Origin of the sequence: Stenotrophomonas sp. TWI273 (assembly GCF_039674765.1) — a bacterium.
Lineage (GTDB): Bacteria > Pseudomonadota > Gammaproteobacteria > Xanthomonadales > Xanthomonadaceae > Stenotrophomonas.
This window is the reverse complement of sequence record NZ_JBDJOA010000003.1, coordinates 169,563-180,802: the sequence shown is the minus strand read 5'-3', so window position 1 is coordinate 180,802 and position 11,240 is coordinate 169,563. Positions and strand designations below refer to the sequence as shown.

Sequence of the window (11,240 nt, the reverse complement as noted above, 5' to 3'; positions counted from 1 at the left end):
CATGACCGAGACTTTCGACCAGCTTGAAGCCGCGCTCAATGCAGGCCAGGCCACCACCCGTCCTGTGCCGGCCGAAGCGATTATCCAGGCCGAGCAGCAGTTGGGGCTGGACTTTGGCGCGGCCTACCGTGAATACCTGCGCCGCTTTGGCGTGATTGTTCACGGCAGCACCGAGGTCTATGGCCTGGGTGTGCCTGACGGCTACTACTTGAATATCCTGGCGGCCTACGCTGATCTCGCCCAGGATGCGAGCTACCCGCTGGGCGCGTTGCCCCTGGTTGATGAAGGGGATGGCCACTACTATCTTTACGACACCACTGCCAAGGACATCGTGCTTTGGGCGATGCCCAACGGCGGCATTGTGCGACGTGTTTCCGAAAGCCTCGGTGCATTCCTACTGAAGCGTCTTGTTCAGGGGCAGGGTATGTGAGGTTCTTTAACCAACTCCGGGGAAGGCCGTCCGGATATTCAGGAAGGAGTCCGCTTCATCTTGTTTTCTCGACAACTGCAAATCTAGCTGGTCGGCCGTGCGCCTTCTCCCCTCAGATGGGAGAAGAACCAGTTTTTAGCCAAGGGAGCCGGTCCGCCGTGCAGCGCTAAGCCACGCAGGGCTGCCGCTGGTGCGGGTGCGCTATGCCAGGTAGCGCGACACCTCGATCAGATTCCGGTCCAGATCGCGGAGATACACCGACAGGATCGGTCCGGTCGCACCAGTCCGCTGCACCGGCCCTTCTTCCACAGTCACGCCCTGCGCCTGCAGATGCGCCAGGATCTCGTCCATGGTTGCGTAGGTGATCAGACACAGGTCCGCCGAGCCCGGTGTGGGCCGCTCGGCCTTGGGCTCGAACTCGCGCCCGTGCGCATGCAGGTTGATCTTCTGCAGCCCGAAGCGCAGCGCCTTGCGGCCTTCGCCGAAGGTCTCCGCCTCCATGCCCAGCACACGCTGGTAGAACGCGCAGGTCGCGGCGACATCCGCCACGGTCAGGACCAGATGGTCCAATCGGTCGATATGCAGGTCGGTCATCGGTGCCACGCAGCAGTGAGGGAACGCGGTTGAACTGTAAGGCCGCGCGCGCAAGCCGCAGGTGAATGCCTTGCGCCGTCAGGCCTCCTCATCGAGCGCTTCCTGCCGCGCCTGCAGGCAGTGCCCTATGCTGGGCGGCATGGGGACCTGCACACTGCTGGATCTGCACATCGACCGCACCGCACAGCAGGTGCGGCGCGGCGATGAGGTGTTGCCGGTCAACGGGCTGAGTTGGCGGCTGCTGGACTGCCTGCTGGCCCACGGCAACGCCGTCGTCGATTTCGACACGCTCGCCGATCAGGTCTGGGCACCGGCGGTGGTCGGCGAGGATGCGATCAGCCAGCGGGTGAAGCTGCTCCGGCAGGCGCTGGGCGATGACGGCCGTCGGCCGCGCTACATCCGCTCGGTTCGTGGCCGTGGCTACCAGTTGTGCGCCTCGCCGCAGCCGGTGATGCGTGATGCCGTTGCCAGCGCCGGCACGGAGGGCGCTCCCGTCGCACCCGGCGCGCGCGCACCCGCACGGTGGGTCTGGCTGGCTGGGGTAACGGTCGCCGCTGCTGCCGTCGTGTTCGCCTTGGTACGTCCCGCCAGCGCACCGGCGTCGCCAGCGGAGGCGGTGCTGCAGCGCGCCGCCTATTACGCGGGCATCGGCCAGGCCAGCAACAACGAACGGGCGATCGCGTTGTACCGCCAGGCGCTGCAGATCGACCCTGAATCGCTAAGCGCACGGCGTGGACTCGCCCGAGCGCTGGCGGCCGATGCCTGCTTGTTCAACGGCGCGCGCGAGCGTGCGCAGGAGGCGCTGGTGTTGAGCAGCCAGCTGGTGCTCAAGGCGCCGGAAGATGCCGCCGGCTGGGCCGCACGCGGCTATGCCCACGACTGCCTCGGCGCGATGTCGCACGCCATGGCGGACTACCGGCAGGCACTGCGGCGCGACCCGGGTGACGAGCGCACGCGCGCATCGCTGGCCTATCTGCAGCAGGAAAAAGGCGACCTCGCGCAGGCCTTGCAGGACAACCTGTCACTGCGCGCGCCCGAGCGGGTTCGCTTCCGCGACGTACAGGTCGCACGCGAACTGGAGCTGTTGGGGTTCACCGATGCGGCCGCTCGCCGGCACGCGCACAACTTCCAGCTCTATCCGGACAATGTGTTCGCCAACATCGCCTGGCCGCACAGCCTGTTGGCAATGGGGGAGTCGGCAAAAGCACAGCAGGCGCTGGATCAGGCACTGGCTCGCGGGACGCCACATCCGCAGTTGCTGCGCCTGCAGGGCGAGATGCTGCTGTTGAGCGGGAATCGGAAGGGCGCCGCCGAAGCCTTCGAGCAGAGCCGGGCATTGCGCCCGCAGCAGTCGATGGGGCAGACCCTGGCCGGCCTCTATGGCGATCCGGCGCCTGCCCCGACCTGGATCGCCGAGCGCCTGCAGATGCTGGAAGGGCAAGGCGATGATGGCTGGTCCGACACCGCACTGGAGCGTGCGATGGTGCTGCAGGCCCAGGGCGATGAGGCCGCTGCGCTGGTGGCCCTGCATCACGCGGTGAACGCCGGCTTCCGCGACGCGGCGTGGTTGCGCGCCACCCCCTTGTTTGCGCCGCTGCACGGTGCGGCCGGCTGGCAGGAACTGCTCGACACGATCGAGAAAGACGTATCCGCCCAGCGCGCCCGGGTATTGGCCGCCCCATGGCGGCCAACAGACCTCGACGGCCTCAGCGCAGCGCGGGCAGCAGGAACTCGGTAAGGATGCGGCGCGACTGCGGGTGGGCGTAGCTGCGGTTGTAGGCCTGGCTGGTGATCACCGCGACCAGCTTCTTGCCGGGTATCACGAACACGTAGTTGCCGCCGTTGCCGGACATCGTCCACACGGTGCTGTCGTGCCCGTCGACCGGAAGCTTCAGCCCCCACCATTGATAGCCGTAGTCGCTGCCATCACCGGCGGTGGCCTGCGCGCTGAGCATCGCCCGCACATAGCGCGTCGGGATCAATTGTTTGCCTTGCCAGCGTCCCTCGGCCAGCACCAGTTCGCCCAACCGTGCCAGGTCCCGGCTGCGGTAACGCGTCCCACCGCCGCCCATGCCGATGCCCTCCGGTGAGCGGTTCCACGTGCTCGAGGTGATGCCCAGCGGGCGCTCCAGCACCTGCGCGGCGTAGTCGGCCAAGGGCCGCTTCGTGGCCTGTTCCAGTACTGCGCCGAGCACGAAGGAATTGGCCGTGCAGTAGGCATGCGCGCGGCCGTGCGGGCTGTCTTCCGGTCGCGTCATCCACGGTGCGAAACCCTTGACCGGCAGCGACAGCGCGAAGTCCAGCCAGTGCTCGGTCACGTACATGCGCTCTTCATTGCCGGCCGAGAACGCATTCTCGTCATCGCACTCCCACAGCGTGCTCATGGTGAGCAGGTCTTCCACCGTCATCGCGCGCAGCCGGGGATCGACGGGATGGCCAGCGGTGAACGCGGGGAAGTAGTCGTACACACGGGCCTGTACGCCGGGCAGGGACCCGTCGCCGATGGCCGCGCCGACCAGCATCGCGGTCACGCTCTTGCTGGCCGAGCGCACGTCATTGAGGGTGTCCGCCGAGCCGCCGTTGAAGTAGCCCTCGTACGCCACTTGGCCGTCCACCAGCAGCAGCACGCTGGTGACCTGTTTGATGTCCTGGCTGGCGATCGCCGACTCCAGTGCGGTGATCCGGGCGCTGTCCAGCACCGCGGGTGCGGCGGAAGCAACCAGTGGCAGGGCGGCCGCCAGGGCGAAGACCAGGGCGGCAAGTCGGTGTCGGTAGGGGTGCATGGGCAAGGCTCCTCGAGATGAGGGCCGACTACGCCATGACGCGGTCTGAAGTGCTGGAAAGGCGTCTGAAGAATTCTGAAAGCCCGCCGCAGCAGGCCCCCAGGGTCATCAGCGCGGTGCACTCCAGACGCTGTTCGGATCGCCATGCCTCGCCCGGCGCAGGCTCGCACGCGCCAGGGTGGCAAAACCAAAGGCCAGTGCCAGCGCCACCGCGTCCACCCAGAACAGCGGCCAGTAGCCCCGTGCCGCGCTCGCCCATGGCCAGTAGCCGGTCAGGCCGCCGTGCACCACCGCCACCAGTGCGGTGCTGATGGCGGCCGCCCAGAGCAGCTCACGGGCTGCCTGGTCGGGGCGACGCAGCGCCGCCCACAGGGCGCAGACGCCCCAGGTGACGAAACAGATCCAGCGGATGCCGTGGTCCACCGCCTGCGGCGCGACCTGCTCCAGGATCTGTGCACCGACGAAGCTCGCCGAGACTGCCACGCACAACCCGATGCATACCCCCACCGTGGCCCGGGCCATATTGATCTGCGCGCGCCCCTGTTCCACCTGGCGCCGCTTGCGACGCGATTCGATCCACAGCAGGTTGCCCGAGTAGAACAGGAAGGCGCCGCCCAGGCCGAGCAGGAAGTACAACCACACCACCACGCCATTGCCGAACTCGCCGAAGTGCAGCGCGTAGGCCGCACTGAGGGTGGCGTGGTTGGCATCGCGCTGGCCGGGCAGCTGGCTGCTCAGCAGGCGGCCGGTGGCCGCATCCAGGCCGACCGCGCCGAGCGGCCCCAGGGTGCCCCCGGATTCGCCGGTGATCTCGATCGTCGCGTTGGCATCGCCGGCATGGGCGAGTTTCAGGAAGGCTGGTTCGAAATCGGCCACGCCCTGTGCGCGCGCCACCTCGATGGCGCGTGCATGCAGCATGCGCAGGTGGGTGTCATCGCCGGGCTGGCCGCTGGGCTCGCGTACCGGGGCGGTGTCCATCGCCGCCGGCACTGCCTGCAGCAGCTTGCCGTCGAAGATCAGCGGATTGAGCGCCGCCATCTGCAGGAAGATCAGGCAGAGCAGCGCGCCGGTGACCGCGAACATCAGGTGGAAGGGCAGGCTGAGCACGCCGATCACGTTGTGCGCGTCCTGCCACATCTGCTTGAGGTTGCGGCCCGGGCGCAGTGCGAACAGATCGCCCAGCAGTCTGGGCAGGTGGATGACCAGGCCGCTGAGCAGGGCCACGCCATACAGCAGGCTGACGATGCCCATCAGGTAGGTGCCCGCGACCGGCAGGCCCAGGCTGTAATGCAGCTCGTTGACCAGCTCGGCCAGTCCGGTCTGTGGCGGGGTCACGCTGCCGTCGTAATGGTCCAGCCAGGCGTACAGCCAGGTGCCCTTGGCATCCTGCCAATACGCGATCGGCTGTGGATGATCCGCCCCCGGGAAGGTCATGCCCACATGGGCGCGTGCGGCCGGATGGCGCTCGAGCACCCCCTCGAGCAGGCGCTGCGCGTCGTCCAGGGTCGCGGCCGGGGTATCCACCGCATGCGGCGTCTGCCACAGCGGCAGATCGTGGTGGAACAGGGTCAGCGCACCGGCGTAGAACGCCACGAACAGGGCGAAACCGGCGACCAGGCCGACCCACGTATGCAGCGTGGTGAAGGTGCGCAGGGTCTGGGAACTGAACTTCATCGTATCGCTCTCATTGCACCGCGCCGGTCAGGCGCAGCAGCCACAACAGGCCGAATCCGGCCAGGGCGGTCGCGCTCATCACGGCCCACGCCCGCAGCCCGGTGCGGAAGCTGAAGGCCCAGATCGCCGCCAGCATCCACAGCGGAATGAAGGCGATCAGGCTGGGCACCAGCGCGCTCTGCCACGGCCCCGGCGGCAGCCAGGCGACCAGGCCGGTGGCCGCGGCCGCGACGAAGAATCCCGCCAGGAGGCCGGCGCCCGCGCGGACCCACATCAGCGCATCACCTGTGCCGGACGATGCCACGCGGCCAGCAGCGGCAGCGCGATCGCCACCAGCATCCAGCTGCACAGCATCACCACCACGCCGGTGGCGATGCCCATGTTGGCGATCCACAGCCACAGCGCCGCCACCGCAGCCACCAGACTGATCTGCCGGCCAAGGCGGCCGGCACGGCGCAGGCGCGGCCAGCGGCAGTGCGGTGAGGCGGCATACAGCGCCAGCGCCGAGAACGCCGAGCCGGCCAGCGCCAGGCTGCAGAAGCCAAGCGAGGTCAGGGCGACGGTAATCATCGGGCGGCTGCCGGCATGGGCGACAGAGCGCGGCAGGCCGGGAAGGAAGCGGGGCAGGGCATGGGGGAATCCAATCGGCAATCCTGTCCTGGGCAGGACAGTAATCCGCGCATGGTAATCATTGCGGTTTGTGGGCGCCACATGGGCGCATTCAGGCGGTCCCGTTGCCTGACCACCGCCGGAGCGGCGCATTCATCGGCGGATTGGTTTAAGATCAGGGCATCTCTATCGAGGCAACAAGGTGGCCCGCGCCCTGCGCCGGTCTAGCGTGTGACATGAGCACTACCACCGCCCACCGCTGAACGCCCCCGACGGCCCCTGACGCAGGCGCCTTCGTGGCGCTTTTTTTATTGCCTCGCCCCCGGATTCTCCAGGCCCCCTGCGGGCCACCAGACCAAAGCACTCTCATGATCGCGATCACGCTCCCCGACGGCAGCCGCCGTGAATTCGAACATCCCGTCAGTGTCATGGACGTCGCCCAGTCGATCGGCGCCGGCCTGGCCAAGGCCACCATCGCCGGTTCGGTGGATGGCGTGCTGGTCGATGCCAGTGACGTCATCGACCACGATGCCAGCCTGCGCATCATCACCGCCAAGGACGAGGAGGGCGTCGAGATCATCCGCCACTCCGCCGCCCATCTGGTCGGTCATGCGGTCAAGCAGCTGTACCCGGACGTCAAGATGGTGATCGGCCCGGTCATCGCCGAAGGCTTCTACTACGACATCTACTCCGAGCGTCCGTTCACGCCCGAGGACATGGCCGCCATCGAAAAGCGCATGGGCGAGCTGATCGCGCAGGACTACGACGTCATCAAGAAGGTCACTCCGCGTGCCGAGGTCATCGAGATATTCAAGGCCCGTGGAGAAGACTACAAGCTGCGCCTGATCGACGACATGTCGCCGGATATTCAGGCCATGGGCATGTACTACCACCAGGAATACGTGGACATGTGCCGCGGCCCGCACGTGCCCAACACGCGCTTCCTGAAGGCCTTCAAGCTGACCCGCATTTCCGGCGCCTATTGGCGCGGCGACGCGCAGAACGAGCAGCTGCAGCGCGTCTACGGCACCGCCTGGGCCGACAAGAAGCAGCTCGATGCGTACATCAAGCGCATCGAAGAAGCCGAAATGCGCGATCACCGCCGCATCGGCAAGCAGCAGGACCTGTTCCACCTGCAGGAAGAGGCCCCGGGACTGGTGTTCTGGCACCCCAAGGGCTGGGCGCTGTGGCAGGTGGTCGAGCAGTACATGCGCAAGGTGTACCGCAATACCGGCTACGGCGAAGTGCGCTGCCCGCAGATCCTGGACGTGTCGCTGTGGCAGAAGTCCGGCCATTGGGACAACTACCAGGACGCGATGTTCTTCACCGAGTCGGAGAAGCGTACCTACGCGCTCAAGCCGATGAACTGCCCGGGCCACGTGCAGGTGTTCAACCAGGGGCTGCACAGCTACCGCGATCTGCCGATCCGCTACGGTGAGTTTGGTGCCTGCCACCGCAACGAGCCCTCCGGCGCGCTGCACGGCATCCTGCGCGTGCGTGGCTTTACCCAGGACGACGGCCACGTGTTCTGCACCGAAGACCAGGTCGAGGCGGAAGTGACCGCGTTCCACCAGCAGGCGCTGGCGGTGTACCAGCACTTCGGCTTCGAGGAGATCCAGGTCAAGATCGCGCTGCGCCCCGAATCGCGCCTGGGCGATGACAGCACGTGGGACAAGGCGGAGGGCGCATTGCGCTCGGCCCTGTCCAGCTGCGGGGTGGAGTGGCAGGAGCTGCCGGGCGAGGGCGCCTTCTACGGCCCGAAGATCGAGTACCACCTCAAGGATGCCATCGGCCGTACCTGGCAGCTGGGCACGATGCAGGTCGACTTCATGATGCCTGGCCGCCTTGGCGCCGAGTATGTGGACGAAAACAGCCAGAAGAAGCATCCGGTCATGCTGCACCGCGCGATCGTCGGTTCCATGGAGCGTTTCCTGGGCATCCTGATCGAGCACCATGCCGGCCAGTTCCCGGCCTGGCTGGCCCCGACCCAGGTGGTGGTGGCCAATATCACCGATGCGCAGGCTGAATACGTCAGCGAAGTGCGGAAAACCCTTGCAGATCAAGGCTTCCGCGTGAACGCCGATTTGCGCAACGAGAAGATCGGATATAAGATTCGCGAGCATACGCTGCAGCGGGTCCCGTACCTGCTGGTGGTTGGCGACCGTGAGAAGGAAAATGGCGCCGTGGCCGTGCGTACGCGCTCTGGCGAAGATCTGGGCAGCATGTCCGTCCAGGCCTTCATCGAGCGGTTGCAGGCAGAACAGTCCGTGTAAGAAAGTCCCGGCCCTGCGGATGCTCCGCGATGGGCCGGTTTGATTCCTCTGGGAGATTGCAATATCAGTACCCCTGACAACAAACAGAACCGCAAGAATCAGGAAATCCGGGTGCCGCGCGTCCGCGTGATCGGCAGCGACGGAGAAATGATTGGTGTGTTGACGCGTGACGAAGCGCTGTCGATGGCCGAAGACGAAGGTCTGGACCTGGTCGAGATTCAGCCGCAGGCTGATCCGCCGGTGTGCAAGATTATGGACTTCGGCAAGTTCAAGTTCGAAGCGCAGAAGAAGGCCAATGAGGCCAAGAAGAAGACCAAGCAGGTCGAGATCAAGGAAGTGAAGTTCCGCCCGGTCACCGATGAAGGTGATTACCAGATCAAGCTGCGCAAGATGCGCGGTTTCCTGGAAGAGGGCGACAAGATCAAGGTCAACATCCGCTTCCGTGGCCGTGAAATGAGCCATCAGGAACTGGGTCGCGAGATGGCCAGCCGGATCGAAGGTGATCTGGGCGAGGACATCGTGATCGAGTCCCGTCCGCGCCTTGAAGGCCGGCAGATGGTGATGATGATCGCGCCCAAGAAGAAGTAACCGCCCACCGGGGGGTAGAGCCGACCGTTGGTCGGCTGCACACCCCACCGTGGCGATGGGTAGAGCCGACCGTTGGTCGGCTGCACCGAGCGCTCGCTCGGCTTCCCCGCTTCGCGCACCACACGGCGGGCGCCCACCGGCGCCTTCTGCCGTTTTCCGCGTGCGCGGCTTGGCATGACGCCGGCCCTCGCGGCCGTTCCGTTCAGGTTCGTCCGCCCCGCGGTAAACATTCGCCCAATCAACAGTTTGCAACCTCCCGTGTTCACGGGCATAATGGGCGGCCCCGTTTTGCGGGGGTGCTGTTTTGAACGGTTTCCCGCCCCATAAAGGCACGCTGTTTCAACGGCAAACAGGACCGGCCTGGTTCCCATAGGGGATCCCGGGCTTACAAGCAGGCAAGGGCACGGACGGAAAGTGTGGCAATGCCACCGCCCTGGTCAGTGACAAAACATCATCAAGGACATAGCAATGCCCAAGATCAAGACCAACCGGGCGGCGGCCAAGCGCTTCCGCAAGACCGCGTCCGGCAAGTTCAAGGCTGGCCACGCCAACCGTAGCCACATCCTCACGAAGAAGTCGACCAAGCGGAAGCGCAATCTGCGTCAGACGAACCATGTTCGTGCAGAAGACGCAGGCCGTTTGAACCGTATGCTTCCCTACCTCTGAGGACTGACCCATGGCACGAGTAAAGCGTGGCGTACAGGCGCGTCGCCGCCACAAGAAAATTCTGACCCTGGCGAAGGGTTACTACAACGCTCGCCGCAAGGTCTTCCGCGTTGCCAAGCAGGCCGTGATCAAGGCACAGCAGTACGCCTACATCGGTCGTAAGCAGAAGAAGCGCAACTTCCGTTCGCTGTGGATCACCCGCATCAACGCGGCTGCCCGCATCAACGGCCTGAGCTACAGCCGTTTCATGAACGGCCTGCTCAAGTCCGGCATCACCCTGGACCGTAAGGTTCTGGCTGACATCGCCGTGCACGACGCAGCTGGTTTTGCTGCACTGGCCGAAAAGGCCAAGGGCGCACTGGCGGCATAAGTCCATTCCCCTGCCGTTGCCGTTCACGCGCAACGGCTGTGGGTAAGGCAAATGCATGGGGAAGGGCGCAAGTCCTTCCCCATTCTTTTTTGTGTTGGCGGTGGCCCTCCCGGTGCCATCGATCGACAGCGGTGGCGACGGGGGTCGGCCCGACGCGCATCGCGATGGCATACCGACGCGAGGCTCCGGCTATCCATGAGTGACATCCAATCCCTGACCACGCAGGCACTGGCCGACGTGGCCGCTGCCCAGAGCCCCGATGCGCTGGAAGCCCTGCGCGTGGCCCTGCTGGGCAAGAACGGCAGCATCACCGCCCAGCTCAAGCAGCTCGGTGGCCTGCCGGCCGAAGAGCGCAAAGCCGCCGGCGAAGCCATCAACCGTGCCCGTGACGCGCTGACCAGCGCGCTGGGTGATCGCAAGACCGTGCTGGAAGACGCTGCGCTGGACGCGCGCCTGGCCGCTGAAGCGATCGACATCACCTTGCCGGGCCGTCGCGAAGAGCGCGGTGGCCTGCATCCGGTGACCCGTACCCTGGAGCGCATCACCGAGATCTTCGGCCGGCTCGGTTACGAGCTCTCCGAAGGTCCGGAAATCGAAGATGACTGGCACAACTTCGAAGCGCTGAACTTCCCGCCGCACCACCCGGCGCGCGCGATGCACGACACCTTCTATTTCGGCGACGGCCGCCTGCTGCGCACGCATACCTCCGGTGTGCAGGTGCGCTACATGGGCGAGCACGCACCGCCGCTGCGCATGATCGCCGCTGGCAAGGTGTACCGCAGCGACAGCGACCAGACCCATTCGCCGATGTTCCACCAGGTGGAAGGTCTGCTGGTCGATGAGCACTCCACGTTTGCCGATCTCAAGGGCACGCTGTCCGAGTTCGTGCGCGCGTTCTTCGAGCGCGATTTCGAGATGCGTTTCCGTCCCAGCTACTTCCCCTTCGTGGAACCGGGCGCGGAAGTGGACATTGCCTGGCAGCAGCCCGATGGCAGCACCCGCTGGCTGGAAGTGCTCGGCTGCGGCATGGTCCACCCGAACGTGCTGCGCAGCGTTGGCATCGATCCGGAGCGCTACACCGGCTTCGCCTTCGGCCTGGGCGTGGAGCGCTTTGCGATGCTGCGTTACGGCGTCAACGACCTGCGCGCATTCTTCGAAAACGACGTGCGGTTCCTGAAGCAGTTCGCGTAAGCGCGTCAGCGTAGCGCCGGGCCATGCCCGGCTGGACAGGATTGAAGACCATCACGGCCCAG

12 protein-coding genes are annotated in these 11,240 nt (G+C 65.8%); 7 read left to right on the top strand and 5 right to left on the bottom strand.

The window, feature by feature from the left end:
* Nucleotide 1 precedes the first annotated feature (1 nt).
* Entirely contained in the window at nt 2-430 is a 429-nt protein-coding gene (locus ABE571_RS05410; RefSeq protein ID WP_346493343.1) for an SMI1/KNR4 family protein, read from the top strand.
* A gap of 201 nt (nt 431-631) precedes the next feature.
* Here the strand turns inward: ABE571_RS05410 and ABE571_RS05405 are convergent, their stop codons facing one another.
* Nucleotides 632-1,015: a VOC family protein gene (locus ABE571_RS05405; protein ID WP_346493393.1), complete on the bottom strand. Its 384-nt coding sequence runs from the start codon at nt 1,013-1,015 to the stop codon at nt 632-634.
* 148 nt (nt 1,016-1,163) lie between these two features.
* Between ABE571_RS05405 and ABE571_RS05400 the strand changes: the two genes are divergently transcribed.
* Nucleotides 1,164-2,762 (top strand): winged helix-turn-helix domain-containing protein, encoded by a 1,599-nt coding sequence (locus tag ABE571_RS05400; protein WP_346493342.1) that lies wholly within the window; start codon nt 1,164-1,166, stop codon nt 2,760-2,762.
* Here the strand turns inward: ABE571_RS05400 and ABE571_RS05395 are convergent.
* From ABE571_RS05395 to ABE571_RS05380, 4 genes are all read right to left on the bottom strand, one after another.
* Complete coding sequence (locus tag ABE571_RS05395; protein ID WP_346493341.1) at nt 2,731-3,807, bottom strand: serine hydrolase; 1,077 nt, start codon at nt 3,805-3,807, stop codon at nt 2,731-2,733. The two genes, ABE571_RS05400 and ABE571_RS05395, sit on opposite strands and share 32 nt — an antisense overlap.
* Nucleotides 3,808-3,915: 108 nt before the next feature.
* Nucleotides 3,916-5,481 (bottom strand): PepSY-associated TM helix domain-containing protein, encoded by a 1,566-nt coding sequence (locus tag ABE571_RS05390; RefSeq protein ID WP_346493340.1) that lies wholly within the window; start codon nt 5,479-5,481, stop codon nt 3,916-3,918.
* Between the two features lie 10 nt (nt 5,482-5,491).
* Nucleotides 5,492-5,755 carry a hypothetical protein gene (locus ABE571_RS05385; protein ID WP_313218962.1) on the bottom strand — a complete coding sequence of 88 codons (264 nt, stop codon included), beginning with the start codon at nt 5,753-5,755 and terminating at the stop codon, nt 5,492-5,494.
* Entirely contained in the window at nt 5,755-6,051 is a 297-nt protein-coding gene (locus tag ABE571_RS05380) for a hypothetical protein (RefSeq protein WP_346463810.1), read from the bottom strand. The genes ABE571_RS05385 and ABE571_RS05380 overlap by 1 nt, the downstream gene beginning before the upstream one ends.
* Before the next feature lie 407 nt (nt 6,052-6,458).
* Between ABE571_RS05380 and thrS the strand changes: the two genes are divergently transcribed.
* From thrS to ABE571_RS05355, 5 genes are all read left to right on the top strand, one after another.
* Complete coding sequence (gene thrS / locus ABE571_RS05375; RefSeq protein WP_313218960.1) at nt 6,459-8,363, top strand: threonine--tRNA ligase; 1,905 nt, start codon at nt 6,459-6,461, stop codon at nt 8,361-8,363.
* Between the two features lie 48 nt (nt 8,364-8,411).
* Nucleotides 8,412-8,951, top strand: a complete 540-nt coding sequence (gene infC / locus ABE571_RS05370; protein ID WP_172838068.1) for a translation initiation factor IF-3 — start codon at nt 8,412-8,414, stop codon at nt 8,949-8,951.
* A gap of 468 nt (nt 8,952-9,419) precedes the next feature.
* A complete protein-coding gene (rpmI, locus tag ABE571_RS05365; protein WP_017355265.1) occupies nt 9,420-9,617 on the top strand; it encodes a 50S ribosomal protein L35 in 198 nt (65 codons plus the stop codon).
* Nucleotides 9,618-9,627: 10 nt separating this feature from the next.
* Nucleotides 9,628-9,987, top strand: a complete 360-nt coding sequence (rplT, locus tag ABE571_RS05360) for a 50S ribosomal protein L20 (protein WP_017355264.1) — start codon at nt 9,628-9,630, stop codon at nt 9,985-9,987.
* Nucleotides 9,988-10,182: 195 nt separating this feature from the next.
* A complete protein-coding gene (locus ABE571_RS05355; protein ID WP_313208977.1) occupies nt 10,183-11,178 on the top strand; it encodes a phenylalanine--tRNA ligase subunit alpha in 996 nt (331 codons plus the stop codon).
* The last annotated feature ends 62 nt before the right edge of the window (nt 11,179-11,240 follow it).

Coding starts and splice junctions, on each gene's coding strand:
- ABE571_RS05395 (WP_346493341.1), bottom strand. CDS start 3,807: ATGCACCCCTACCGACACCGACTTGCCGCCCTGGTCTTCGCCCTGGCG.
- ABE571_RS05355 (WP_313208977.1), top strand. CDS start 10,183: ATGAGTGACATCCAATCCCTGACCACGCAGGCACTGGCCGACGTGGCC.
- rplT (WP_017355264.1), top strand. CDS start 9,628: ATGGCACGAGTAAAGCGTGGCGTACAGGCGCGTCGCCGCCACAAGAAA.
- ABE571_RS05380 (WP_346463810.1), bottom strand. CDS start 6,051: ATGATTACCGTCGCCCTGACCTCGCTTGGCTTCTGCAGCCTGGCGCTG.
- ABE571_RS05410 (WP_346493343.1), top strand. CDS start 2: ATGACCGAGACTTTCGACCAGCTTGAAGCCGCGCTCAATGCAGGCCAG.
- ABE571_RS05385 (WP_313218962.1), bottom strand. CDS start 5,755: ATGTGGGTCCGCGCGGGCGCCGGCCTCCTGGCGGGATTCTTCGTCGCG.
- ABE571_RS05400 (WP_346493342.1), top strand. CDS start 1,164: ATGGGGACCTGCACACTGCTGGATCTGCACATCGACCGCACCGCACAG.
- rpmI (WP_017355265.1), top strand. CDS start 9,420: ATGCCCAAGATCAAGACCAACCGGGCGGCGGCCAAGCGCTTCCGCAAG.
- thrS (WP_313218960.1), top strand. CDS start 6,459: ATGATCGCGATCACGCTCCCCGACGGCAGCCGCCGTGAATTCGAACAT.
- ABE571_RS05390 (WP_346493340.1), bottom strand. CDS start 5,481: ATGAAGTTCAGTTCCCAGACCCTGCGCACCTTCACCACGCTGCATACG.